This window comes from Bacillus sp. EB106-07-01-XG149, assembly GCF_058791555.1.
This window is the reverse complement of the sequence record NZ_JBYTDP010000001.1, coordinates 697,015-722,991: the sequence shown is the minus strand read 5'-3', so window position 1 is coordinate 722,991 and position 25,977 is coordinate 697,015. Positions and strand designations below refer to the sequence as shown.

The following is a 25,977-nucleotide window of genomic DNA, read 5'->3' as shown; positions in this document are numbered from 1 at the left end:
ATATGCTAACTTCACATAGAGCACATATTAACATTGTATTATGTATATGTACCAAATAAATAAAGTGAATTGTATTTCGTTCTGTTTTTAAAAATTTAAAATTCTATTATTTTTATATAAAGGTTTCTTGTCGGAGTTTTAAATATTTTGGAAATAGATCTAAATAAGAGAAATTCATATAAAAGGGGAATGTCTTATGACAACATATACGAGTGAAATGAGAAAAAGTTTAGTTTCAGAAGAAGATGTAGATATTTTAAAAATTATGGCTCACCCAATCCGATTACAAATTGTAAATGAATTAAGTACGAGAAAAACATGTAATGTAACGCAATTAACAGAATTACTAAATATTCCACAATCGACTGTTTCGCAACATTTATCAAAAATGAAAGGTAAAGTGTTACGAGCTGAGAGAAGGGGCTTAGAAATTTATTATCATATTAATAATTTAAAAGCGAGTAAGATTGTAAGTGTTTTAGGATATATAAACTAATGAAGTATTTTCATATAAAATAGCCGCTGCTGGTGAGCAGGGGCTATTTTTTGTTGTTTTATGTATTCGTATTTAAAATTTTATAGTTTTTATGATTTACAATCGTTCGATCAAATTCAAAAGTACCACCGCTTACATTTGTAATTTCAACTAAGACCGATTCAGTATAAAGTTTTAATACAGATCCTGTAATCTTTAAATTATTTCGTTGAAAAAGTATAGTATCCCCTACGTTTGCTTTCATAGTACCTCCTCATTAAAGACAGAAATATTTTTTTATTATATATATTAAACCACGTATAGATATATTAGTGAATATTTAGTTTTATTTATCAATAAAATATTTTTTATTTTATAAAAAATAAAGTGCATCGTAGTGTGAAAATAGTTTTTTTTGTTTGCATAGGTAAATCGAAATATCGCAATATAGGTATCGTATAACTTGAGACATAATTTTTATAAAGAGAGATGATAAAACAGCTGTAAGTCGTATTGATGCAAAACATTATAATAGCTACTTACGTATTTAATAATTCGTTTTTTGTATTTCGACCTTCGTTTTCTGTAACTGATTCCATATTTTTGACGCTCTATCTTGTAAGTGCTTACATAAGCGGGGACATCTTATACAATGAAGGTGTTAAATCAAATGAGGTGACCAATATGAACATAAAAAAAGAAAATTTAGCTAATAGCATTGAAATAGAAAGAGGAGGCGGAATGATATGAAAAAATCAAAAGTTAATCCATGGCTTGTTGTCCTTGGCACAGTCATAGTACAAATGGGACTTGGGACGATATATACATGGAGTTTATTCAATCAGCCTTTAGTTAGTAAATACGGTTGGAGCCTAAACGCTGTTGCTATAACTTTCTCAATTACTAGTCTTTTCTTAGCATTTTCAACTTTATTTGCGAGTAAATTGCAAGAAAAATGGGGACTGCGTAAACTTATTATGATAGCTGGACTAGCATTAGGACTAGGATTAATACTTAGTTCACAAGCTTCCTCATTAATATTGCTTTATGTACTAGCAGGGGTTGTTGTAGGTTATGCAGATGGTACAGCATATATCACTTCATTATCCAATTTAATAAAGTGGTTTCCAAAGCGTAAAGGTTTAATTGCTGGTATTTCTGTCTCTGCATATGGTTCGGGTAGCTTAATCTTTAAATACGTTAACGCACAGTTAATTGAATCAGTTGGTGTATCACAAGCGTTTATATACTGGGGTTTAATTGTTACAGCTATGATTGTCCTTGGTGCTTGTTTAATCCATCAAGCTGCAGATCAAGGAGCAGTTCATGAAACAAAAACTCAGGAATATACAACGAAAGAAATGTTAGGCACAAAACAAGTATACTTATTATTTATTATGTTATTTACATCATGTATGAGTGGCTTATACTTAATTGGTATGGTAAAAGACATTGGTGTTCAACTTGTAGGGCTTAGCGCAGCGACAGCAGCTAATGCGGTGGCTATGGTTGCAATCTTCAATACATTAGGTCGTATTATTTTAGGACCGTTATCAGATAAAATCGGCCGTTTAAAAATCGTTACTGGTACATTTGTTGTTATGGCAGCTTCAGTCTTGGTTTTAAGTTTCGTAGATTTAAATTATGGTATCTACTTCGTATGTGTAGCAAGCGTAGCGTTTTGCTTTGGTGGAAATATCACTATTTTCCCAGCTATCGTTGGTGATTTCTACGGTATGAAAAACCATAGTAAGAACTACGGGATTGTGTATCAAGGATTTGGATTTGGAGCACTTGCAGGTTCCTTTATCGGTGCACTTCTAGGTGGATTCAAACCAACCTTCATGGTGATCGGTGTATTATGTGTCGTATCATTTGTTATCGCAATTTTAATTCAAGCACCTAAGCAGAAAAAAGAACAAGAAGAAGAGTATCGCAGCGTAGCATAAGTATATAAATCTTCTATCACACTATAAATACGAAAAAGCATCCTATTAAATAGGGTGCTTTTTTTATGAATGATTGTAACGAGGTTATATAACATTTGGGATTTTTTGAGACAAAAAAGTGAGTGAAATGCCTATTTGGATTATATTGGAATATCAAAAAATGATACATCATATTCGAAATACGTCTTAAATCTTAAATTATAAACAAGACATACATCAGTAATTGCAAGATATATTTTCAGAAAAATGTTGAGAAAATATATACTTGGTTTTTTGATAAGGCTTTGTAAAGGAAGGTATCTACAGTTAGTCTTCTACAAGTTTAAAAAGAGGAGTATGAATTAAATGTGTAATGTAAGTACTTATTAATGCTTTTAGATGTAATTGTGTTGAGAATCATTAAATTATTTTATCTGAAAAATAAAAATAGGTTGACAAGTTTATTGAGAAAGATTATCATTTCGGTGTAAGAATATTAAATGAAAAACATTATCAATGAATAATATTTTGATGAAAAGTACACTTGACCAATTAGTTTAGTAAGTGTATTATTTTTTACATCAATAATGATAATCATTATCATTATTTGTTTAATTAGATTAATTTTCAAATGAAAGGATAGAGGAAATGAACATAGGGGAATTTGATGGGAAAACGGTTTTAGTAACTGGTGCAGCGCAAGGTATAGGTAGTGTTGTAGCAAACATGTTTTTAGAAAGAGGAGCTACAGTTATTGGGGCTGATCAAACTGAAGAGGGGTTAAACGTACTCTTAAATGAAAATGAATTAAATGAAACACGTGTGAAAACCTTTCGTTTAGATGTGAGTGATAGTGCCGCTGTTGAAGAAGTAGTAGAACGGATTGAAAATGATATAGCACCGATAGATATATTAGTAAATGTTGCAGGGGTTTTACGTATGGGAGCGATTCACTCTTTAAGTGATGAAGATTGGAATAAAACATTCTCTGTAAATTCTACAGGAGTTTTCTATATGTGCCGAGCAGTAAGTAAATATATGATGCAAAGAAAGTCAGGGGCAATTGTTACAGTTGGCTCAAATGCGGCAAATACTCCGAGAATGGAGATGGCTGCGTATGCTGCATCAAAAGCTGCAACGACGATGTTTATGAAATGTTTAGGGTTAGAACTTGCAGCATACAATATTCGCTGTAACTTAGTTTCTCCAGGTTCTACTGAAACTGAAATGCAAAGATTATTATGGGCTGATGAGAATGGAGCTGAAAATATAATTGCTGGTTCTCAAAATACATATAGACTCGGTATTCCGTTACAAAAAATTGCACAACCTTCAGAAATTGCTGAAGCAGTATTGTTTTTAGCCTCTGATAAAGCGAGTCATATTACAATGCACAATTTATGTGTCGATGGCGGAGCTACATTAGGAGTTTAATAAAAAATTCAGGAGGTTTTAATACTATGAATGAACTTATAGCCGTAAAGGAACTGTCGGAAAAATTATTAGAAGATTATAAAACTGAATCTTCGTTCTTTTTTGCTTCACCAACTCGAACGATATTGACAGAAGGAGAGTTTACTAAAGTAAAACATCATGAAATTGAAAGTTTTACAGAACTTGTACAAGCGGTATTAAGTAATGCAAAACAAGCTGGAAATCCGAATCCTATCGTTGTTGGTGCTTTGCCTTTTGATCGTAGAAAAGAAGTTCAACTTATCGTACCAGAACATAGTAGAATTACTGAGCGTTTACAGTTAGAGAAAACAAATGAGATAAAACGAAATGAGAAACTGACATTTGAAATGACACCGGTTCCAGCTCCTGAAGTTTATATGAATGGTGTGAAGCAAGGGATTGAAAAAATTCAGGACGGAGATTTAAAGAAAATCGTTCTATCTAGATCGTTAGATGTTAAATCTTCAGAGAAGATTGATAAACAAAAACTACTTCGCGAATTGGCAGAGCATAATAAGCACGGTTATACATTTGCTGTGAATTTACCGGAAGATGAAAACGAGTGTAATAAAACATTAATTGGAGCAAGTCCTGAATTACTCGTTTCACGTAATGGTATGCAAGTTATTTCTAATCCATTAGCTGGTTCAAGACCACGTAGTGATGATCCAGTGGAAGATAAGAGAAGAGCAGAGGAATTACTTTCTTCACCAAAAGATTTACATGAACATGCGGTAGTAGTTGAAGCGGTTGCTGCTGCGCTTCGTCCATACTGTCATACATTACATGTTCCGGAAAAACCATCCGTTATTCATAGTGAAGCGATGTGGCATTTGTCTACTGAAGTGAAAGGTGAACTAAAGGATCCGAATACTACTTCTTTGGAATTAGCAATTGCTCTTCATCCTACGCCAGCAGTTTGCGGAACGCCGATGGAAGAAGCGAGAGAGGCGATTCAAAAAATTGAGCCATTTGATCGTGAATTCTTTACAGGAATGCTAGGATGGAGCGATTTAAATGGAGATGGTGAATGGATTGTTACAATTCGCTGTGCTGAAGTGCAAGAAAATACACTTCGATTATATGCAGGAGCAGGAGTTGTTGCTGAGTCAAAACCAGAAGATGAGTTAGCAGAAACATCAGCTAAGTTCCAAACAATGCTGAAGGCTTTAGGATTAAGAGATAATTCGCTGAATGAAAAATAGGGGGAAGAAATAATGTTATCAGGTTTCACGGAATGGCCAGAAGAATTTGCAAATCGTTATCGAGAAGAAGGATGTTGGCTTGGAGAAACATTTGGTTCGTTGTTAAGAGAACGTGCTGAAAAGTATGGAGATGAAATTGCAGTTGTAAGTGGTAATATGCATATGACGTATAGTGAGCTTGATAAAAAAGTAGATCGCTTAGCTTCAGGTTTACTGAATTTAGGAATAAAGCAAGAGGATCGAGTTGTAATACAGTTACCCAACATTATCGAGTTTTTCGAAATATGCTTTGCGCTATTTCGAATTGGAGCACTTCCTGTTTTTGCACTACCTTCACATCGAAGCAGTGAAATTAGTTATTTTTGTGAGTTTGGTGAGGCGAGTGCTTACGTTATTTCAGATAAGGCTCTCGGCTTTGATTATCGAAAACTAGCAAGAGAAGTGAAAGAGAAAGTACCAACTTTACAACATGTAATTGTAGTGGGAGAAGAAGAAGAGTTTGTGAACATAAGTGATCTGTATATAGATCCCGTTCCATTACCAGCAGTTCAGCCAAGTGATGTTGCGTTTCTCCAATTATCAGGAGGGACAACAGGACTTTCTAAATTAATTCCTAGAACACACGATGACTATATTTATAGTTTACGTGTTAGCGCTGAAATTTGTAATTTGAATACGGATAGCGTCTATATGGCAGTTCTTCCAGTAGCGCACAATTACCCGATGAGTTCTCCAGGGACATTTGGAACTTTCTATGCGGGTGGAAAAGTAGTGTTAGCAACTGGTGGTAGCCCAGATGAGGCATTTGCTCTTATAGAAAAAGAAAAAGTTACGATTACTGCTCTAGTTCCACCATTAGCAATGATTTGGCTTGATGCAGCTTCTTCTCGTAATAACGATTTATCGAGCTTAGAAGTGATTCAAGTAGGTGGTGCTAAGTTTAGCGCTGAGGTTGCAAAGCGTATACACCCTACATTTGGATGTACGTTACAGCAAGTGTTCGGTATGGCAGAAGGGTTAGTAAATTACACGAGATTAAATGATCCGGAAGAAATCATCATTCATACACAAGGGAGACCGATGTCTACATTCGATGAAGTAAGGGTCGTTGATGAAAATGATAACGATGTGAAACCTGGTGAAGTAGGTAGTTTGTTAACAAGAGGGCCATATACAATTCGTGGCTATTATAAAGCAGAAGAGCATAATGCACGATCATTTACAAAGGATGGATTTTATCGCACAGGTGATCTTGTAAAAGTAAATGAACAAGGTTACATCATTGTAGAAGGTAGGGATAAAGATCAAATTAACCGTGGTGGTGAGAAAGTTGCTGCGGAAGAAGTTGAAAATCATCTATTAGCACACGATGCAGTACATGATGTAGCCATTGTATCAATGCCTGATGATTATTTAGGAGAACGTACTTGTGCCTTTGTTATAGCTCGAGGACAAGCTCCAACAGTAAGCGAATTAAAAATGTTTTTAAGAGAACGCGGTATAGCAGCTTATAAGATTCCAGATCGAATTGAATTTATTGAATCATTCCCGCAAACAGGTGTTGGAAAGGTAAGCAAAAAAGAGTTACGTAAAGTCATTACTGAAAAACTTATTACGGTAAAACAATAAAAAATATAAAAATTGGAAGGAAGTGATTAGATGGCTATCCCATCTATTTCAGTATACAAAATGCCAGTTGAATCAGAACTACCAAAAAATAAAGTGAACTGGACACCAGATCCGAAACGTGCGGTTCTTCTAATCCATGACATGCAAGAATATTTTCTTGATGCATATAGCGATAAAGAATCACCAAAAGTAGAACTTATTTCAAATATTAAGGTGATAAGAGAAAAATGTAAGGAACTTGGTATACCAGTTGTTTATACAGCACAACCAGGTGGACAAACGTTAGAACAACGAGGGTTATTACAAGATTTTTGGGGGGACGGTATTCCTGCTGGACCAGATAAAAAGAAAATTGTCGGTGAACTTACTCCTGATGAGGATGATATATTCTTAACAAAATGGAGATATAGTGCATTTAAAAAGACAAATCTATTAGGAATTTTAAATGAACAGGGAAGAGATCAACTTATTATTTGCGGTATTTATGCGCATATCGGCTGCCTTTTAACAGCTTGCGAAGCATTTATGGATGGTATAGAGCCATTTTTTGTAGCAGATGCAGTTGCTGATTTTTCACTAGACCATCATAAACAAGCATTGGAGTATGCATCTAATAGATGTGCAGTAACGACATCAACAAACTTACTGTTAAAAGATTTACAAAGTGTAAAAAGTGATGAGAGTGAAGGAATCACTATACAGGAAGTGCATGAACTAGTTGCACAACTACTTCGTGAGCCAGTAGAGAGTATTGATATTGATGAGGACTTACTAAATAGAGGACTTGATTCGGTCAGAATTATGAGTTTAGTAGAGAAGTGGCGTCGCGAAGGGAAAGAAATAACTTTTGCAGATTTAGCAGAACGTCCAACTGTTTCCGATTGGTACAGTTTACTATCTTCACAGACAGCACAGGTGCTGTAACAAATAGACTACATAATAAAGGGGTAGTAAAGAATGCCTAATAGTCAAAAGGTTCGTCATTCGTTATCATCTGCGCAGACTGGTATGTGGTTTGCACAGCAATTAGATCCGCTAAATCCGATTTATAATACTGGGGAATATGTTGAAATAAACGGAAATATTAATCAAGAAATTTTCGAATTAGCAGTACGTAAAGTTGTAACAGAAGCAGAAGTACTACATGTTCGTTTCGAAGAGGATGAAATTGGCCCGTGGCAAGTTATTGAGAAATCGTCAAATTTTCATATGCATTTTATTGACGTTCGTAAAGAAGAAGATCCTGAAGAGGCTGCTAAAATATGGATGAAAAATGATTTATATATGCCAGTCGATTTGAAAACAGATAAATTATTTACTGAAGCACTTATTCAAGTTGAAAATAATCGTTTCTTTTGGTATCAGCGCATCCATCACATTGTGATGGATGGCTATGGATTTTCACTTCTTAGCCAAAAGGTAGCGAAAGAGTATACATCACTTATAGAAGAAATAAGAAAGAATGAAAAGCCATTTGGTTCTCTTGCAAAAGTTGTACAAGAAGATATGGAGTATCGTGAGTCTAAACAATTTCAGGAAGATCGTACTTTTTGGTTAGAAAAGTTTGCAGATGAACCGGATGTCATAAGTTTAGCAGAACGAGCGCCGAGAACATCAAATGGATTTTTACGAGAAACAGCTTATTTATCCAGTTCTAGCACGAAAACTTTACTAGAAGATATCAATGTTTCGTTAACAAATTGGCCGGAATTTATTGTCGCTGTAACAAGTATTTATATGCATAAATTAACAGGTGCAAATGATATTGTTTTAGGTTTACCAATGATGGGGCGTCTCGGTTCTGCATCTATTTATACACCGAGCATGGTAATGAATTTAGTACCACTTCGTATTACAGTAACTCCAAATATAACTCTTGCGGAATTATTACAGCAAGTTTCTAAAGAGATTCGAGAAGTACGTCGTCATCATAAATACCGTCATGAGGAATTAAGAAGAGACTTAAAGTTACTAGGTGAAAATCAAAGGTTATTCGGGCCGTTAGTGAATGTGATGCCTTTTGATTATGGGCTTAATTTTGCTGGGAATCGTGGTATTACACATAATTTATCAGCAGGACCTGTCGATGATTTATCGATAAATGTTTATAAACGTTTCGATGAAAATGAGTTAATGATTCATTTTGATGCGAACCCGGAGGTATATAGTTATTCGGAACTAGCATTGCATAAAGAAAGATTTATGAATGTATTAGAATTAGTGATAAATGATTATGAAAAAGACGCGTCGATTGGAAGTATAAACATTACTCTTCCTGAAGAAAATCAAAAAGTTTTATTCGAATGGAATGAAACTAAAGAAGCGGAAGAGTTAATTTCTCTACCTATATTATTTGAAAAACAAGTACAAAAAAATCCAAATAAAATAGCAGTTACTTGTAATGGAATAAATCTTACGTATAAAGAGCTAAATGAACGAGCGAATGAACTAGCACACTATTTAGTAGAAGAAGGAATAGGGTCAAATCAGTTTGTAGCTTTAGTATTTCCAAGATCAACGGAAATGGTAGTTAGTATGCTAGCAGTATTAAAGGCTGGTGCAGCGTATTTACCGATAGATCCAGAATATCCAGCCGAGCGAATAAATTATATAGTAAATGATGCAAAACCAGCTTGTATTATAACGCATTTATCGGTTGCATCAACTTTAGTTATAGAAAATGATATAAAAAAGATCGAATTAAATAGTGAAAAAATGCAACTAGCGTTAAACACATATTCTCATATGAATCTACCATTTAGAAATGAAGAATCACTTTTAAAGCCTGCGTATACAATTTACACTTCAGGCTCAACTGGCAATCCAAAAGGTGTAATTGTTCCTATGAAAGCTTTAAGTAACTTTTTATTGTCCATGGATGATATGTTTTCATTACATGAAAATGATCATTTATTAGCAGTTACAACATTTGCGTTTGATATTTCTGCTCTAGAGATTTATTTACCTCTTGTTAGTGGTGCAAGTATAACAATCGCTCCAAAAGAGGTGATTCAAGAGCCTTCGGCGTTAACGGCATTGTTACAAGAAGAAAGAGTGACAATTATGCAAGCTACACCGACACTATGGCAGGCGTTAGTAACTGAATATCCAGAGAGGCTACAAGGACTAAATGTGCTCGTTGGTGGTGAAGCGCTTCCGGCCCATTTAGCAAATACATTAAAAGAATTAGGTTGCTCTATTACAAATTTATATGGACCAACTGAAACGACTATTTGGTCTACTTTCATGAACATCGATGAAAGGGAAAGTGGTATACCTCCTATTGGAAAGCCAATTTGGAGTACAGATGTGTATGTATTAGATGCAGGTTTACAACCAGTACCACCTGGAGTAATTGGTGAATTATATATTGCAGGGGAAGGGCTTGCGAACGGATATTTAGGAAAACCAGAGTTAACGGCTGAACGGTTTGTTGCAGATCCTTATGGAAAACCAGGGAAGCGCATGTACCGCACAGGTGATCTGGTAAAATGGCGTAACGATGGAGTGTTAGAGTACATGAGCCGCGCAGATCATCAAATTAAAATTCGTGGTTTCCGAATTGAATTAGCTGAAATTGAAATGGTATTACAACGACATGAATATATTCAACAAGCGGTAGTAATGGTACGAGAAGATCGCCCAAATGATAAACGAATCATTGCGTATATCGTTGCCGAAGGGAGTGAAGGGATTAACCTTTCAGAAATTCGTTCTTATATTTCAGAAAGTTTAGCGAATTATATGGTGCCATCGGCATTTGTTGTGCTAGAAGAATTACCATTAACGCCAAATGGTAAGGTTGATAGAAAGAAATTACCTGCTCCTGATTTTAATGAAATGAATAAGGAGAGAGTTGCTAGAAATCCGAAAGAAGAAATATTATGTGATTTATTTGCAGAAGTACTTGGTGTTTCTCGCATTAGTATTGATGATAATTTTTTTGAAATGGGTGGCCATTCGCTTCTTGCATCTCGTCTAATGGCAAGAATCCGTGAAACGTTAAGTGTTGAATTAGGAATTGGAAAACTATTTGAATCGCCAACTGTTGCTGAACTTGCGAAACAATTGGATCAAGCAAAAACTGCAAGACCAGCTATTAAGAAAGTAAGTAGACCAAATGAAGTTCCACTTTCATTTGCGCAGCGCAGGTTATGGTTCTTAAATTGTTTAGAAGGTCCAAGTCCTACTTATAATATTCCATTAGTCATTCGTATTTCTGGAAAGTTGAACGAGGAATCATTGCAAGGTGCTTTTTATGATGTAGTTGAGAAACATGAAACGCTTAGAACGATTTTCCCTAACGTATTAGGTAGTTCCTATCAGAAAATTTTAGATATGGAAAATTTAAATCTAGAGATGATAATAACAAAAACATGTAAAGATGAATTAGAAAGTGTGCTTGTAGAGGCGGTAAGATATAGTTTTAACCTTGATGTTGAACCAGCAGTTCGTCTGCAACTATTTACAGTGAATGAAAACGAACATGTATTACTAATTCTATTGCACCATATTGTAGGGGATGGCTGGTCATTACAACCGTTAACGAGAGATTTTACAGCGGCATATAAAGCACGATGTCAAGGTAACAGAGTTCAGTTAGAGACACTTCCAGTTCAATACGCAGATTATGCACTTTGGCAACAACAGTTGCTTGGTGATGAAACTACACAAGAGAGTCTTATTTCAACACAATTAGAGTTTTGGAAGAAAGAGCTAGAAGGTTTACCAGATCAGCTGGAGTTACCTACAGATTACCAGCGTCCAATTGAAACGAGTTATCGCGGAGAAACAATTCATTTTCAAATAGATGCGGGTATGCATAGTAGGTTAGTAGAGCTTGCACGGAAAAACGGAGTTAGTTTGTTTATGGTGTTGCAAGCAGGACTTAGTGCGCTATTTACAAGATTAGGTGCAGGTACTGATATACCAATCGGTAGTCCGATTGCTGGAAGAAACGATGATGCACTCACTGACATAGTTGGTTTATTTGTAAATACATTAGTGTTACGTACAAATACATCAGGAGATCCAAGTTTTAAAGAATTATTAAATAGAGTGAAGCAGTCAAATCTTGCAGCTTATGAAAATCAAGATGTTCCATTTGAACGACTCGTTGAAGTGTTAAACCCAGTACGTACTCGAAATAGTCATCCGCTGTTTCAAGTTATGTTAGCTTTCCAAAATACGCCAGAAGCAACGTTTGATGCTCCGGATATAGAAGCGAACCTTGAAATTCAAAGCGTTGGTTCTGCGAAATTTGATCTAACATTTGAAATTAGCGAGAGTAACGGAGTTGATGGTACGCCAGACGGCTTACACGGGTTACTAGAATTTAGTACGGATTTATATAAACGTGAAACGATTCAAAAATTGATTGAACGATTCATTTTGTTATTGGCTGATGCAGCGAAACATCCGGATCAATCAATTGGCACATTAGAAATATTAACTTTAGCAGAGAAAAATACAGTGTTAGAAAAGTGGAATGGTGGTTTTCAAATTGTACCAGAAATGACATTGCCACAATTATTTGAAAAGCAGGCTCATATAAATCCAAATTCTATTGCTGTCGTCTTTGAAGATGAAAAGTTAACTTATGAAGAGTTGAATAAAAAAGCGAATAAAATAGCTCGATTGCTAATTGCAAAAGGAGTTGGCCCTGATCAACTCGTTGCTTTAGCGATGCCGAGATCTTTAAATATGGTTGTAAGCTTACTAGCTGTTCTGAAAGCTGGTGCGGGATACCTTCCGTTAGATCCGGATTATCCGTCAGATCGTATTTCATTTATGCTCCACGATGCGAAACCATCATGTGTTTTAACAAATTCAGATGTGGAAATTGAATGTGATGAGGAACTGAAAATTTTAGTTGATGATGTGAAAGTAATAGGGGAAATTGAGAAATATAGTGAAGACAATATTGATGAAATGGAGCTCATGAAGCAGTTATCTCCTTCCCACATTGCGTATGTTATTTATACATCAGGCTCAACTGGTAGACCGAAAGGCGTTATGATACCTCATCAAAATGTAGTAAGACTTTTAGGCGCAACTGATCATTGGTTCCAATTTGACGAGAACGATGTATGGACAATGTTTCATTCATATGCTTTTGATTTCTCGGTTTGGGAAATTTGGGGACCTTTATTATATGGTGGGCGTTTAGTCGTAGTACCACATACTGTAAGTCGCTCACCGAAAGAATTTTTACAACTTCTTGTTAAAGAAAAGGTAACTGTTTTAAACCAAACTCCATCAGCGTTCTATCAATTGATGCAAGCAGATCGTGAAAATGAAGAAATTGGCCAAAAATTATCTTTACGATATGTTGTTTTTGGAGGAGAAGCACTTGAGCTAAGTCGATTAGAAGATTGGTATAGTCGACATTCTCATAACGCACCAAAACTTATTAATATGTACGGTATTACGGAGACGACAGTACATGTTAGTTATATTGAATTAGATGAAACAATCGTCTCTTTACGAGCAAATAGTTTAATTGGGTGTAGTATACCTGATCTTAAAGTGTATGTGTTAGACAACTATTTACAACCGGTGCCACCTGGAGTAGTTGGAGAAATGTATGTTGCAGGTGCAGGGCTTGCTCGTGGATATTTAGGAAGAGCAGGTTTAACTGCAGAACGTTTTATTGCAGATCCATTTGGTAAGCCAGGTACAAGAATGTATCGTACTGGAGACTTAGCACGTTGGCGTCAAGATGGGACGCTAGATTATATAGGACGTGCAGATCATCAAATAAAAATTCGTGGATTCCGAATTGAATTAGGGGAAATAGAAGCGGTAATAATGAAACATCCTAAAGTTGAGCAAGTAGCTGTTATTGTACGGGAAGATCAACCAGGGGATAAACGGTTAGTTTCTTATATCGTTGCATTAAATAATGAAATGATTGATACGAATGAAATGCGTAAGTATGCTGGAGGTAGTTTACCAGATTACATGGTTCCATACGCTTTTGTAGTAGTAAATGAGTTGCCTTTAACTCCAAACGGTAAATTAGATAGAAAGGCATTGCCGGCTCCAGAATTTATCGCATCATCTTCTAGTCGTGGACCAAGAACACCGCAAGAAGAAATGTTATGTGACTTGTTTACAGAAGTTTTAAGTGTGCCGCAAATTGGAATTGATGACGGATTCTTTGATCTAGGTGGCCATTCACTTCTTGCAGTGCAGCTTATGAGTCGTATTAAAGAAGCACTTGGGGTTGAACTAAATATCGGAACTTTATTTGCCGCACCTACTGTTGCGGGTCTTGCTGAAAGACTTGAGGTCGGAAATGGACAAAGTGCACTTGATGTGTTGCTTCCATTACGAGCAAGCGGAGAACAACTACCACTATTTTGTGTACACCCAGCAGGTGGATTAAGTTGGTGCTATGCAGGACTTATGAAATCTTTAGGGACAGATTATCCAATCTACGGTGTCCAAGCACGTGGTATCGCTAAAAATGAAGAACTTCCAAGAAGTTTAGAGGAGATGGCGGCGGATTATTTAAAACACGTTCGTGAAGTACAGCCTCACGGACCATATCGGTTACTCGGTTGGTCGCTCGGAGGAAATGTTGTTCATGCAATGGCGGCGCAACTGCAAAATGAAGGAGAAGAAGTAGAATTACTCGTTATGTTAGATTCTTATCCAGGTCACTTCTTACCGAATACGGAAGCACCTACTGAAGAAGAAGCGTTAATCGCATTACTTGCTTTAGGCGGATACGATCCAGATAATATGGATGGTAAACCACTTACGATGGAAAGTGCAGTAGAAATACTTCGTAAAGATGGTAGTGCATTAGCAAGTCTTGAAGAAGAGACTATTTTGAACTTGAAAGAAACATATGTAAATTCGGTAGGATTGTTAGGGAAATATGTACCGAAAGTTTATAACGGAGATATTTTATTCTTTAGATCTACTGTTATACCAGACTGGTTTGATCCTATCTCTCCAAATACGTGGCTAAATTATTTAGATGGGCAAATTGTGCAACACGATATTGATTGTAGACATAAAGATTTATGTCAACCAGGACCACTTACAGAAATTGGACAAGTATTAGCGAAATATTTGCAGAATAAGAAAGGGGTAAGTACAGTATGACGAATCCGTTTGAAAATGATAATTACACATACAAAGTATTAAAAAATGAGGAGGGCCAGTATTCTCTCTGGCCTGTCTTTCTTGATGTACCTATTGGTTGGAATGTCGTACATGAAGAGGCTAGTAGGAATGATTGTTTACAATATGTTGAAAATAACTGGAAAGATTTGAATCCAAAAAGTAATCAAGTTGGCGAAAAAATATTAGTAGGAAAACGATAATGAAGGCAAAAATAAATCCAAAAATAGTTGTAAGTATCGTATATATAACAGCGATGTTTATGGCTGCGATGGATGCAACGATTGTGAATGTAGCACTCCAAACAATAAGTAAAGAACTACAAGTGCCTCCATCTGCAATGGGGACGGTTAATGTTGGGTATTTAGTTAGCTTAGCTGTTTTCCTTCCGATTTCTGGTTGGTTAGGAGATCGCTTCGGTACGAAAAGGGTATTTCTAACTGCTCTTTTCGTATTTACAACTGCGTCTGTATTATGTGGAATAGCGAACGATATTACTTCATTGAATATTTTTCGTATCATTCAAGGTGCTGGCGGGGGGCTTTTAACGCCAGTTGGGATGGCGATGTTATTCCGAACATTCTCACCAGAGGAAAGGCCGAAAATTTCACGGTTTATTGTGTTGCCAATTGCTGTCGCACCGGCAGTAGGACCAATTATTGGCGGTTTCTTTGTAGATCAAATGTCTTGGCGCTGGGCATTTTATATTAATGTACCGTTTGGAATCTTAGCGTTACTATTCGGTCTTCTATTTTTAAAAGAGCATATTGAAAAATCAGCTGGTCGCTTTGATTCTCGCGGTTTTGTTCTTTCAGCACCAGGATTTGCGATGCTTATTTATGCACTTAGCCAAGGACCATCAAAAGGCTGGGTTTCTCCAGAAATTATGAGTACTGGGATAGCTGGGATTGTACTCATTACATTGTTCATCATTGTAGAACTTAGAGTAAAGCAACCGATGTTAGATTTACGCTTATTAAAAGAACCAGTCTTTAGAAAAATGAGTCTTATTTCATTGTTTTCATCCGCTGGTTTACTAGGAATGTTATTTGTTTTTCCACTTATGTATCAAAATGTAATAGGAGTTTCCGCATTGGAATCAGGTCTTACGACATTCCCAGAGGCGATTGGGTTAATGATATCGTCACAGATTGTCCCATGGTCATATAAGAAATTAGGAGCTCGAAAGGTAATTTCTATTGGACTAATTTGTACGGCGATTATTTTTGTTTTATTAAGTTTTGTAAATCACGATACGAACCCATGGCAAATTCGGGCATTATTGTTTGGTATCGGTATTTTCTTAGGTCAGTCTGTTGGAGCAGTTCAATTTTCGGCATTTAATAATATCACGCCACCTTCTATGGGGAGAGCTACGACTATATTTAATGTGCAAAATCGATTAGGTTCAGCGATAGGAGTTGCAGTTTTAGCTAGTATACTAGCCGGTTTTGGAAATAATAGTGTACAAAATAATGCTCAGTCAGATTTCTTACCATATCAAGCTGCATTAATTGGATCAGCAATATTTTTACTTGTAGCATTACTATTTTCTTTACGTATTTCTGATAAAGAGGTAATGGCAAAGAAGAAGAAAAAGCCGTTACCTGTATTACAAAAAGAGAAAGAAGCTGTAAACGAATAAGTTAATAGCATGATAATATTTTTGAAATAAAGTGATATTCGTACTAAGAAGGAGAGAGTTTACATGATAGAGAGTAAAGTTGTAGATTCTGTACCAACTCTTAATGAGAATAGTTGTCAAATATGGTGGGCAAGAATTTCAGATTTACAATCAGGGCATTACAATTTACTAAACGATGTTGAACGAGAGAAAGCAAATTCATATCATCAATCGGCAGATCGTGCACGATTTATAATAGGTTGTGTAATTAGTAGATTAGTTCTTGGAAAGATCCTTTCTATGTCGCCAGTTCAAGTACCGATTGATCGAATGTGCCCTGTATGTAAGTTACAACATGGTAGACCACAATTACCAGAAGGAATGCCGCAAATATCTGTTTCACATTCGGGTGAGTGGGTTGTTGTTGCATTTACAAAGTCTGCACTTGTTGGCGTTGATGTTGAACAAATGAATCCAAATGTAGATGTTATGAAAATGGCAGAGGGCGTATTAACAGACATTGAAATAGCACAAGTTATGAAATTACCTAATGAACAGAAAATAGAAGGTTTTTTAACATATTGGACTCGAAAAGAAGCAGTACTAAAAGCGACAGGTGAAGGACTAATGATTCCGCCAGTACATATTACTGTGTCGGCTCCAAATGATCCTCCAAATTTGTTAGTTTTTAAGGATAGGCAAGAATTAGTAGAAAATACAATGATGGCAGATATAAGGCCTAGTGTAGATTATATGGCTTCAATTGCAATATTTAGTAAAGAAGTAACTGAAATCACACAGTTAGATGCAGTAGCGCTTTTAAATTATAAATAAGTTAAATAAAAAATCTTATAGAAGAGGTGTTCCTCATGTTAGTAGCGGAAAATAGAACAAATGAATTCACTTATAATGTACAAGCAATAAAAAATATTTTATTTTCTGGAGATACATCATCTATTCATGCATTAGAAAAGCTTTTGAATGATACAGTTCAGTTTGATGTTCTCGAACAAGAGGTACTTGATAGACAGTACATCCCAAAAGAAGCAAAGAATTTCTTTGATAAAAACGGAACATTTCTTTACCGTGTATCCAATGTTAGTTATAAAGGAAAAGTGTTATCTGAGAATCTAATTTTTGCGGACACTTCGTTTTTACCAAATACAATTAAGAGTGAATTAGAGAGTGGAAATATTCCAGTTGAAAAACTTATAGAAAAGATGGAAGTAAGAAGAAACGTACTATACGAAGGATATCAGCCATCTGGGAATATTATTGAATTGTTTGATGGATGCTCTGTTACGGCGAATGTGTATCCAACTAGAAAATATCAAATTGTAAGTAACTGCAAATGTATATTTTATATTTGTGAAGTGTATCATGCTGAGAATATAAAGGAATTACTTAAATAAAACAAGAAACCAGCCTATAAAATGGCTGGTTTCTTGTTTATTTAACAGCTTCTTTTAACTCTTTACCTGCTTTAAATGCTGGAACTTTACCGGCAGCGATTTGAATTTCTTCGCCAGTTTGCGGGTTACGTCCTGTACGAGCAGATCTTTCGCGCACTTCAAAAGTTCCAAAGCCGATTAATTGAACTTTATCGCCTGATTGTAATGCAGTAGCAATTGTGTCAAATACGGATTGTACCGCTGCAGAAGCTTCCTTTTGAGAAATATCAGCGGATTGTGCCACGTTTTTAACTAATTCTGTTTTGTTCATGTTTTCACCTCATAAAAAGTTTTTTAGAATGAATGTTTTAGTATAATGGATAGTATAGAGAAAGCTATTTATATGGTTAGAAAGAATACTATATAGTTATGTTAATTTCGTTGTAAGAGACTGAATCCCTGCTAATAATTAGGGATTAATTAAGAATTGATGTATAGAAAACGCTGTAATATGAGGATGAGGGGGAGAATATGAATGATTTTTCGTGAAAAGAATGAGAAAGAAAGTATATTAATTCGTCAACATGATCATGGTTTTTTAGCTGGAGAGATTGCAAAGCATATAAAAGAAGATTTTTTTGAAGATGAAACATACTTAAAAGAGACAATTGATGCAATATATGAGCATGATAGAGGATGGATAGAACTTGATAAAGTACCAATTTTGAATGATGCTAAAAATATTCCATATACATTTATGGATTGTCCAAGTTCATTGCGTTTTGTTTTTTATACGATTGGTTTGAATGAAATTGAAGATTCAAATCCATACGGAGCATTACTTTGTAGTAAACATTTTTTATCATTTCCATTAAATGATGAAGATGAAGAGATGCTTTCATTTTATACAGGGGAATTGGAACGACAAAAAAGAATATTGAAAACGTTAACAAAAGAACAATTTGCGATGTTCGATAAACATTATAGATTATTAAAGTTTTGCGATGAACTTTCTTTATATGTGTGTATGAATAAACCTGGCGTAGAAAAGACAGATGAAATTGATTTGTTTAAAGATGGTTTTGAAGGAACAGAAATGTTTAATAGTAAAGTGGAGAAACCTATTCAAGCTGAATGGGTGGACGAGGAAACAATTCGGATTACACCGTTTCCATTTCAAACGGAATTTCATACGTATGTAAATTATAAAACAATAAATAAACGTGAAATTGAAGAAAAAGGAATTGCAAAAGCTGATAGAGAATCGGAAATGGAGAAACAAAACATTCGTTTCGTACAATAAGGAGGCGATTTAGATTGAAAGAGTACATGTTAAAACAGGTGGATTACCATGCTTGGGCTAATATACGGTTATTCAATCGACTAAAAGAATTACCAAGCTATGAGACTATTTTTAATGAACAGATACAGAGTGTATTTCCATCAATTAAGGATACTTTTACGCATATTTATATTACAGATCAAGTGTGGTTACACGTATTGCATGGTAAAAGTATGAATGAAGCAATACAAGACCGAGAAAATTTACGCAAACAAATCGAAACTAAATCGTTACATGAATTAGAAAAAATGTTTGAAAACATGGCAAATCAATATAAAGACTTCTTAATTACAATACAAGACGTGAATGCTGTATTTGTTATTGAGAATCCATATGCAGGGAAATTAGAAACTTCAATTTTAGAGTTAGTACAACATGTTGTAAATCATGGGACATATCATAGAGGAAATATAACAGCGATGATCCGTCAACTTGGTCATTCATCGACAATGACGGATTTTGTGCTATATTTACATATGGTTAAAAAGCAGGGGGAGTAATATAGTTTGTAAGAAGGAGAGGCTTTAATTGTAGAAGTCTCTCCTTCTATTTTATTTCGTATTAATGATAGATCGACTGATTAAAGTTTTGCTTTATTTCTTAAGAAGCTTTATTTTCTTGTAATTGCTTAGCGTATTGTACAGCCTTATATGCATTGACTCTACCGTTTTTCCAGTACGTACCTGTACCACTAATTTTATCAGTAGTAGACTCAATAATTTGGCGGATTTGTGTATTGCTATATCCTTGATTTGCTAAAAGAGCAGCGACTCCTGCAACATGAGGTGTTGCCATAGATGTACCACTTAATGATTGATACGTGCTTCCTTTATATGTGGAATATATATTTGAACCTGGTGCTGCAACATCTACCCAGCTACCATAAGTAGAAAATGAAGATTTCTTATCTGATTGATCTGTAGAAGCAACTGCAATCACTTCGCTGTAATAAGCAGGGTAATTAGCTTTTGTATTTCCAGCATTTCCAGCAGCTGCAACTATAACAGAACCTTTATTCCATGCATATTGAACGGCTTGTTGTAATGCAGTACCACCATTTGGAGCTCCTAAACTTAAACTAATTACTTTTGCACCCGAATCAGCAGCTTCTCGAATACCTTGCGCTACAGCATCAAGAGTCCCACTTCCTTGATTATCTAATACGCGGACAGCATAAATTGAAGTTTGTGGGGCAACACCAGCAATTCCGACACTGTTATTCGTAAGTGCTCCAGTAATTCCAGCGCAATGTGTACCATGACCATTACCATCATCAGATGTATTGTCGTTATCAACATAATCATGCCCGTAAATTACTTTCAAAGCCAAATCAGGGTGTGAGCCTTGAACTCCTGTATCAATAATAGCTACTTTTACACCAGGATCACTTCGTTGGCTATCCCAAGCTTGTGGAGCTTGAATCTTTTGCAATCCATATTGATTTTTAAAATATGGGTCGTTTGGAGTCCAAAAGGCGTGAACGTAATAATTCGGTTCTGCATATTCTACATCTGGATTATTTTTATAACTCTTTATTTTTTCTTTTACAGTACCTTTCGAAAATTGAACGACTTCAAAACCTAACTTATCATCTTTAGATAAGACATTGGCTCCGACAGATTTATGAAAAGATTGCACATTACTTAAAGATGCATTTTGCTTGAACTTAACGATTAATTGGTTAGGAACGTAATCAGTAGATGATGTTTCAGCGCTTGAAGTATTCGTGTTAAAGAAGAAACCACCAATAATAAAAGATAAAACAGATAGGAAAACAATGATTTTGTTTTTCAAAAGATTTTTCCTCCCTTTTCTTGTATGAGTTTTTCAGCGACACTTTAATGTCGCATTCTTTTTCAACTATATAGTTAGACCATACGATTTATGACATTTATGTGAAAAACTTTTGGAGGAATAAAAAGGAGTAAACATTGATATAAATATATTTTTAATGAAAGTAATTAAGTAAAAGAGGGGATAAAAAAAGGAATGCTCATCATGTATGAGTCATTCCTTTTTTCATAGATTAACTTGCCTGTTTTTTATGACTTTCTTTCAATTTTTCTGCTTGTAAAAAGCGATTTGTTTCAGCAACAACAATACCACTTAACCCAATAAGGCCAATTAAGTTTGGAATCGCCATAAGTCCATTTGCAATATCAGCAAACGTCCATACGATGCCTAATTTTAAATTCGCACCAATTGCAATCATGACGATAAAGATTGCTTTATAATATTTAACAGCACCTTCTCCAAACAAATAAGCCACGCACTTCTCGCCGTAATACGACCATCCTAAAATAGTAGAGTAGGCAAATAATATAATTGCGATACCAAGAATCATACTACCAGCAGTGCCAAATACAGATTGGAACGCAAGTGTCGTCGCTTCAACGCCAGTTTTACCTGATTTCCATGCACCTGTAGTAATTAATACTAGCCCTGTAATTGTACATACGATAAACGTATCTAGAAAAGTACCAGTCATAGAAACTAAAGCTTGCTTTGCAGGCGAATCTGTTTTTGCAGCCGCTGCTGCAATAGGGGCGCTCCCTAAACCAGCTTCGTTCGCAAATACACCGCGCGCCATTCCAATTTGAATTGCAGATGCAATTGTTGCGCCAATAAAACCACCAGCAGCTGCAGTACCATTGAATGCGCCAGAAAAAATAAGTGAAAATGCTTCTGGAATTTGATCGTAGTGATAGAAAATAATAATAAGTCCAGCAATGATATAAAAGAAAGCTTTAATAGGAACGATGTATCCTGTCACTTTCCCGATTTTTTTCACACCGCCTAAAATAACAATGGCGATTAAAAACGACATGAATATACCAGTTAAAGCAGGGGGGAAAGAGAAATTAATTCGCATTGCCTCTGCAACTGAGTTAGATTGCACCATATTACCGATACCGAAAGAAGCAGTTGTACCGAATATAGCGAATAAAACAGCAAGCCATTTCTTACCTAAACCACGTTCTAAATAGTACATTGGACCACCTGAATATTCACCATTTTCATTACTAACACGGTATTTCACCGCAAGAATGGCTTCGGCATACTTTGTTGCCATACCGAACAAAGCAGTAATCCACATCCAAAAGATTGCACCGGGTCCACCAATTGTCACAGCAGTTGCAACACCGGCTATATTCCCCATACCAATCGTTGCCGCCATAGCTGTCATAAGTGCTTGGAAGTGGCTAATATCTCCAGAGGAGGATGTATCTTCTGATTTTTTAAAAGCTAGTTTGTGAGCGTATAATAGTTTACTAAACTGTAAACCTTTTAAACGCACTGTGAGAATGATACCAGTACCAACAAGTAGCAACAACGTTGGTAATCCCCACACATAGTGATTGATTTGTTCTAATACTGTACTTACTGTCTCCATCTGTATTCTCCTTTTTATGAAAAAATAAAAACCACTTCAAGTAAATGAAATGGTCTCTGGAGAAACAAGGGATAGAAAAATAAACCGATACAAATCGGCATTTTCTTTCGCTTGTCTCTGTCCTTTTACCTGAGAGATTATCCGCTATAGTAGCGGATTTGCTCCTTCGGTGCTCTTTTTCCTCCGCGCTATATCAAGCGAGAGGGAGTCTCTCCAGAGATTCGTCCCCATGCAGTTCTACTTGTAACCAAGACCTGAGAGTTTCAAAGTTGATTCAGCAACTTTTTGCCCCGTCGGTAGATCAATAGACCTTCTCCTGAATGGTTCATCCGAATTATAAAATTTATAAAAACATTGATTGTAAATCAATAAAAACATTATAGACAGACAAAATGTGAATTGCAATCTTTTTTTATTTTAAAATAGTAACCAGTTTTATTTTTTTGCAAGTCCTAATTTAACTTCAACTTCATTTAACGTAGATAAAGCGAGGACAATATGTTGGTCCGCAAGTCCTAAAGCATGTTTAGTATTTTCAATTGTTTCATTGGAAGGAGTAGAGTTATTTGCTCCGTCTATAATTAAATCTGCTGCGTTTTTCATAAATTTAGAAGCAGTCTTAAATTCAGTTGTGAAATAAATTAGTTGTTCTTGTATTTGTACTTCCGATATATTTTCTTTAATTTTCACAGTGTCTATTTCGTTTATTATTTTTTCATATTGCTTGGAAATAGCAGTCATTGTGACTAATAGTTTATTTCTGTCTACTGAATCTCCGTTCGTGTTAATCTCTTCCCAGGCAGGCAACCAATCTTTTTCGATGATGTCATTATAATTTGTAGTTAATTCATCAATTTTTGGTTGTAATTTAGTTTTAAAAGTTTTTGTATCAATTGTTTCTACGGTGGTTTTTTCGTTATTATTTTTATCTTTAGTTGTGTAGAAAATCGTACAGGTAATAATAAAAATAGAAATAACTATTGTCCATTTATTAAAAAATAATTTCTTCAATGGGTAATCCCTCCAAAAATAAACATTTTATAATTATAATATATAACAATAATATTATTAATGGTAGAGAATATAGTATGTAATTGATTTTAATTATATTTTTTATATACATAAATAACTAAGATTAGTAAAATGATGAAAGTAATATGTGAGAAAAGAGGGTTTTTAGTGAAAACGAATAGAAAAAAGCTAGCTTCAAATATTTCAATGGCTATGATATTAGTTGGCTTATTTGCACTCATATATCTGGACAAAGAATCTAAAATGGAAGATTTTCCAGTACCAATGTCAGCAATCCATATTAACGATGATAATGAAGCGGATTATAAATATATAAGTGTAATACCTATTACAAAGGCAAGTGGATGGGAGCACTTAGGGGAAAACGGGCATACTAATAGTTTTAAAAAAGGGGAGAGGAAGGTAACGGTAGTACATTATCCGGGAGAAATTACGTATTATTTATTTGAAAAAAAGATGAATAAGGAAGGGAGGTAAGATAAAGTTGTAATTCGTTAAGGGTTACAACTTTTCTTTTTATTCTGAATTATTTGAAATGAAATCAGATAGATGGTTTGATAGATATAGTGATAAATATGATTAGTTCTATATGCACATAAAGAGCAATGAGGAGATTATAAAAATATTATGTAAACTAAAAAATATAAGTGGAAGATAAATTATATCCTAAGGGGGAGTTAAAAATGTTACTAAAAACAATCTACTGTAAGGTGGAAGAAGAGAAAAAAGAGTTATTTTCAATCGCACAAGAAAAATGGCGTGATATACAGCATCTAGATGGTTTTCACGGACAATTTGGTGGATGGAATGAAGATGAGGCGTGTGTTTATACTTTATGGAATGATAGGGGGGCGTATCAATCATTTATGAATGGTGCTCACGATACCATTTATTTAAATAGTAATCAAGAGGATACGTTTCTTTCATGTGAAATTGAACTGTTTCAAACATTGTATGATATAACTGATATGCCTTTGAAAGAGGTTGTTACAGAAGGGTCATTTGTCAGAGTTGCTATATGTGATGTAAAGGTGGAACAGGAAAAGCAGTTTTTACATAAACAAGAAACAATTTGGAATAAAGGAATGAAAAAAGCAAACGGGATGATAGGTGGAGTAGTTGGGAAGTCTTTAAAAACTGAAAATCGTTACATAGTGTTAACTTATTGGAAAGATGAAATGGCGCATCAAAATTATGTAGAAGAGATTTTCTCAGAGCTGTATAAACTAGCTAATATTCATGAGGATTTAGAAGATATAAGAGGTAAACAAGCTGTATGTAAGGAAGAGTGGCTTGTATATTAAGTGTTCAAAACGTGCATAAATGAATGTATAATAAAGATATTTTCTTATAAACGAGTAATTAATAGAAGACGTTATATACCCTTTCATGTTAATATATTTAAGTTATAATAGAAGGCTTACCCTTTTGTATTGTACGGTAGAAGCAGTGTGAGCTTGAAATTTTGTTTAGAAAAGGATGTGCCTAATTTGCGTATCAATAAATTTATTAGTGAAGCTGGAAAAGCGTCTCGACGTGGAGCAGATAAATTAATTAATGAGAGAAGAGTAATTATTAACGGTAAGGTTGCAAAAATTGGTGACCAAGTAAATCCAGGTGATGATGTACGCGTAAATGGAGAGCAGCTTCGTATTGCTCGAGATCACGTATATATCGCTTTAAATAAACCAGTAGGTATTACATGTACGAGTGAAAAAGCTGTAAAAGGTAATATTATCGATTTAGTGAATCATCCATTACGAATTAGTCACATTGGACGTCTTGATAAAGACTCAGACGGTTTAATTTTATTAACGAATGATGGTGATATTGTAAATGAAATTTTACGTGCTGAAAACAAACATGAAAAAGAATATATCGTTTCAGTAGATAAGCCAATTACACCTGATTTTCTAGAGAAAATGGCAGCTGGTGTGAAAATTTTAGGAACGAAAACGCTTCCTTGTGAGGTAACACAGTTATCAAAATATGAATTCCAAATTATTTTAACTCAAGGGTTGAATCGTCAAATTCGTCGTATGTGTGAAGCTTTAGGTTATCAAGTATACACTTTAAAGCGTACAAGAATTATGAATATAGAATTAAATAATTTACCTGTTGGACAGTGGAGAGATTTATCGAAGAAAGAGAAACGACGTCTATTTTCAGACTTAAATTATGAACCACAAGATTGGTAAAATTGAGAAGAGGAAACCCAAAATCTATTTTTGGTTTCTTTTTTATTAAATAAAAAATCATTTTTAAACACTTGCAAAAATAAAATGAATAAGATATAGTAAATAACAATTAATGGATGTACTTTTAAAAGCAAAGAAAAGGACACGAGTTATTTTATCCGGTTATAC

At 35.0% G+C, this 25,977-nt stretch carries 21 protein-coding genes and 1 riboswitch; of the genes, 16 read left to right on the top strand and 5 right to left on the bottom strand.

Going from position 1 to position 25,977, the window contains the following annotated elements:
• Positions 1 to 196: 196 nt before the first annotated feature.
• Positions 197 to 496, top strand: coding sequence for an ArsR/SmtB family transcription factor (locus tag AC3WTA_RS03645; protein WP_000214798.1), 300 nt, complete (start codon positions 197 to 199; stop codon positions 494 to 496).
• A gap of 58 nt (positions 497 to 554) precedes the next feature.
• Here AC3WTA_RS03645 and AC3WTA_RS03640 read toward each other — a convergent pair whose 3' ends face one another.
• The gene (locus tag AC3WTA_RS03640) at positions 555 to 740 is read right to left on the bottom strand and encodes a YkvS family protein (protein ID WP_000646791.1); all 186 of its coding nucleotides are present in this window, start codon (positions 738 to 740) and stop codon (positions 555 to 557) included.
• Positions 741 to 1,221: 481 nt separating this feature from the next.
• On the opposite strand from AC3WTA_RS03640, the gene AC3WTA_RS03635 reads away from it, so the two are divergent.
• From AC3WTA_RS03635 to AC3WTA_RS03590, 10 genes are all read left to right on the top strand, one after another.
• Positions 1,222 to 2,424 (top strand): L-lactate MFS transporter, encoded by a 1,203-nt coding sequence (locus tag AC3WTA_RS03635; protein ID WP_000748913.1) that lies wholly within the window; start codon positions 1,222 to 1,224, stop codon positions 2,422 to 2,424.
• A gap of 627 nt (positions 2,425 to 3,051) precedes the next feature.
• Positions 3,052 to 3,837 carry a 2,3-dihydro-2,3-dihydroxybenzoate dehydrogenase gene (dhbA, locus tag AC3WTA_RS03630; RefSeq protein WP_001020439.1) on the top strand — a complete coding sequence of 262 codons (786 nt, stop codon included), beginning with the start codon at positions 3,052 to 3,054 and terminating at the stop codon, positions 3,835 to 3,837.
• 26 nt (positions 3,838 to 3,863) lie between these two features.
• Positions 3,864 to 5,063, top strand: coding sequence for an isochorismate synthase DhbC (gene dhbC / locus AC3WTA_RS03625; RefSeq protein ID WP_001003905.1), 1,200 nt, complete (start codon positions 3,864 to 3,866; stop codon positions 5,061 to 5,063).
• 12 nt (positions 5,064 to 5,075) lie between these two features.
• Positions 5,076 to 6,692 carry a (2,3-dihydroxybenzoyl)adenylate synthase gene (locus AC3WTA_RS03620; protein ID WP_000948426.1) on the top strand — a complete coding sequence of 539 codons (1,617 nt, stop codon included), beginning with the start codon at positions 5,076 to 5,078 and terminating at the stop codon, positions 6,690 to 6,692.
• Between the two features lie 30 nt (positions 6,693 to 6,722).
• A complete protein-coding gene (locus tag AC3WTA_RS03615) occupies positions 6,723 to 7,616 on the top strand; it encodes an isochorismatase family protein (RefSeq protein ID WP_001007295.1) in 894 nt (297 codons plus the stop codon).
• A gap of 33 nt (positions 7,617 to 7,649) precedes the next feature.
• Entirely contained in the window at positions 7,650 to 14,810 is a 7,161-nt protein-coding gene (locus AC3WTA_RS03610) for an amino acid adenylation domain-containing protein (RefSeq protein ID WP_492332821.1), read from the top strand.
• On the top strand, positions 14,807 to 15,031 hold the full coding sequence (locus AC3WTA_RS03605; RefSeq protein WP_000184070.1) for an MbtH family protein: 225 nt from the start codon (positions 14,807 to 14,809) through the stop codon (positions 15,029 to 15,031). Before AC3WTA_RS03610 ends, AC3WTA_RS03605 begins: the two co-directional genes overlap by 4 nt.
• Positions 15,031 to 16,473, top strand: coding sequence for an MDR family MFS transporter (locus AC3WTA_RS03600; protein WP_000644766.1), 1,443 nt, complete (start codon positions 15,031 to 15,033; stop codon positions 16,471 to 16,473). Before AC3WTA_RS03605 ends, AC3WTA_RS03600 begins: the two co-directional genes overlap by 1 nt.
• Before the next feature lie 63 nt (positions 16,474 to 16,536).
• Positions 16,537 to 17,286, top strand: a complete 750-nt coding sequence (gene sfp, locus AC3WTA_RS03595; protein WP_000573029.1) for a 4'-phosphopantetheinyl transferase Sfp — start codon at positions 16,537 to 16,539, stop codon at positions 17,284 to 17,286.
• A 35-nt stretch (positions 17,287 to 17,321) separates the two neighbouring features.
• Complete coding sequence (locus AC3WTA_RS03590; RefSeq protein ID WP_000959141.1) at positions 17,322 to 17,864, top strand: hypothetical protein; 543 nt, start codon at positions 17,322 to 17,324, stop codon at positions 17,862 to 17,864.
• Positions 17,865 to 17,901: 37 nt separating this feature from the next.
• Here the strand turns inward: AC3WTA_RS03590 and AC3WTA_RS03585 are convergent, their stop codons facing one another.
• Positions 17,902 to 18,174, bottom strand: a complete 273-nt coding sequence (locus AC3WTA_RS03585; RefSeq protein WP_001043960.1) for an HU family DNA-binding protein — start codon at positions 18,172 to 18,174, stop codon at positions 17,902 to 17,904.
• A gap of 204 nt (positions 18,175 to 18,378) precedes the next feature.
• On the opposite strand from AC3WTA_RS03585, the gene AC3WTA_RS03580 reads away from it, so the two are divergent.
• Both AC3WTA_RS03580 and AC3WTA_RS03575 read left to right on the top strand, forming a co-directional pair.
• Positions 18,379 to 19,146, top strand: coding sequence for a DUF3891 family protein (locus AC3WTA_RS03580; RefSeq protein WP_000577278.1), 768 nt, complete (start codon positions 18,379 to 18,381; stop codon positions 19,144 to 19,146).
• A gap of 14 nt (positions 19,147 to 19,160) precedes the next feature.
• Positions 19,161 to 19,685, top strand: coding sequence for a DinB family protein (locus AC3WTA_RS03575; RefSeq protein ID WP_000666442.1), 525 nt, complete (start codon positions 19,161 to 19,163; stop codon positions 19,683 to 19,685).
• A gap of 100 nt (positions 19,686 to 19,785) precedes the next feature.
• Here the strand turns inward: AC3WTA_RS03575 and AC3WTA_RS03570 are convergent, their stop codons facing one another.
• The 3 genes from AC3WTA_RS03570 to AC3WTA_RS03560 form a co-directional block, all read right to left on the bottom strand.
• Positions 19,786 to 20,979 (bottom strand): S8 family peptidase, encoded by a 1,194-nt coding sequence (locus tag AC3WTA_RS03570; RefSeq protein WP_000790928.1) that lies wholly within the window; start codon positions 20,977 to 20,979, stop codon positions 19,786 to 19,788.
• Between the two features lie 232 nt (positions 20,980 to 21,211).
• A complete protein-coding gene (locus AC3WTA_RS03565) occupies positions 21,212 to 22,579 on the bottom strand; it encodes an alanine/glycine:cation symporter family protein (protein WP_000451054.1) in 1,368 nt (455 codons plus the stop codon).
• A gap of 107 nt (positions 22,580 to 22,686) precedes the next feature.
• Positions 22,687 to 22,806, bottom strand: a riboswitch (glycine riboswitch).
• Positions 22,807 to 23,014: 208 nt separating this feature from the next.
• Positions 23,015 to 23,590 (bottom strand): hypothetical protein, encoded by a 576-nt coding sequence (locus AC3WTA_RS03560; protein ID WP_000732314.1) that lies wholly within the window; start codon positions 23,588 to 23,590, stop codon positions 23,015 to 23,017.
• 132 nt (positions 23,591 to 23,722) lie between these two features.
• On the opposite strand from AC3WTA_RS03560, the gene AC3WTA_RS03555 reads away from it, so the two are divergent.
• The 3 genes from AC3WTA_RS03555 (at position 23,723) to rluF (ending at position 25,809) form a co-directional block, all read left to right on the top strand.
• Positions 23,723 to 24,088, top strand: coding sequence for a hypothetical protein (locus tag AC3WTA_RS03555; RefSeq protein ID WP_097860495.1), 366 nt, complete (start codon positions 23,723 to 23,725; stop codon positions 24,086 to 24,088).
• A gap of 206 nt (positions 24,089 to 24,294) precedes the next feature.
• Positions 24,295 to 24,915 carry a YdbC family protein gene (locus AC3WTA_RS03550; protein WP_000925141.1) on the top strand — a complete coding sequence of 207 codons (621 nt, stop codon included), beginning with the start codon at positions 24,295 to 24,297 and terminating at the stop codon, positions 24,913 to 24,915.
• Between the two features lie 186 nt (positions 24,916 to 25,101).
• The gene (rluF, locus tag AC3WTA_RS03545; protein WP_001222161.1) at positions 25,102 to 25,809 is read left to right on the top strand and encodes a 23S rRNA pseudouridine(2604) synthase RluF; all 708 of its coding nucleotides are present in this window, start codon (positions 25,102 to 25,104) and stop codon (positions 25,807 to 25,809) included.
• Positions 25,810 to 25,977 lie beyond the last annotated feature (168 nt).

Excerpts from the sequence above, each read along its gene's own strand:
- sfp (WP_000573029.1), top strand. The coding sequence starts at position 16,537 with ATGATAGAGAGTAAAGTTGTAGATTCTGTACCAACTCTTAATGAGAAT.
- AC3WTA_RS03550 (WP_000925141.1), top strand. The coding sequence starts at position 24,295 with ATGTTACTAAAAACAATCTACTGTAAGGTGGAAGAAGAGAAAAAAGAG.
- AC3WTA_RS03580 (WP_000577278.1), top strand. The coding sequence starts at position 18,379 with ATGATTTTTCGTGAAAAGAATGAGAAAGAAAGTATATTAATTCGTCAA.
- AC3WTA_RS03605 (WP_000184070.1), top strand. The coding sequence starts at position 14,807 with ATGACGAATCCGTTTGAAAATGATAATTACACATACAAAGTATTAAAA.
- AC3WTA_RS03610 (WP_492332821.1), top strand. The coding sequence starts at position 7,650 with ATGCCTAATAGTCAAAAGGTTCGTCATTCGTTATCATCTGCGCAGACT.
- AC3WTA_RS03645 (WP_000214798.1), top strand. The coding sequence starts at position 197 with ATGACAACATATACGAGTGAAATGAGAAAAAGTTTAGTTTCAGAAGAA.
- AC3WTA_RS03600 (WP_000644766.1), top strand. The coding sequence starts at position 15,031 with ATGAAGGCAAAAATAAATCCAAAAATAGTTGTAAGTATCGTATATATA.
- dhbC (WP_001003905.1), top strand. The coding sequence starts at position 3,864 with ATGAATGAACTTATAGCCGTAAAGGAACTGTCGGAAAAATTATTAGAA.
- AC3WTA_RS03590 (WP_000959141.1), top strand. The coding sequence starts at position 17,322 with ATGTTAGTAGCGGAAAATAGAACAAATGAATTCACTTATAATGTACAA.
- AC3WTA_RS03555 (WP_097860495.1), top strand. The coding sequence starts at position 23,723 with ATGATGAAAGTAATATGTGAGAAAAGAGGGTTTTTAGTGAAAACGAAT.
- AC3WTA_RS03635 (WP_000748913.1), top strand. The coding sequence starts at position 1,222 with ATGAAAAAATCAAAAGTTAATCCATGGCTTGTTGTCCTTGGCACAGTC.
- AC3WTA_RS03585 (WP_001043960.1), bottom strand. The coding sequence starts at position 18,174 with ATGAACAAAACAGAATTAGTTAAAAACGTGGCACAATCCGCTGATATT.
- AC3WTA_RS03620 (WP_000948426.1), top strand. The coding sequence starts at position 5,076 with ATGTTATCAGGTTTCACGGAATGGCCAGAAGAATTTGCAAATCGTTAT.
- AC3WTA_RS03640 (WP_000646791.1), bottom strand. The coding sequence starts at position 740 with ATGAAAGCAAACGTAGGGGATACTATACTTTTTCAACGAAATAATTTA.
- AC3WTA_RS03565 (WP_000451054.1), bottom strand. The coding sequence starts at position 22,579 with ATGGAGACAGTAAGTACAGTATTAGAACAAATCAATCACTATGTGTGG.
- AC3WTA_RS03615 (WP_001007295.1), top strand. The coding sequence starts at position 6,723 with ATGGCTATCCCATCTATTTCAGTATACAAAATGCCAGTTGAATCAGAA.
- dhbA (WP_001020439.1), top strand. The coding sequence starts at position 3,052 with ATGAACATAGGGGAATTTGATGGGAAAACGGTTTTAGTAACTGGTGCA.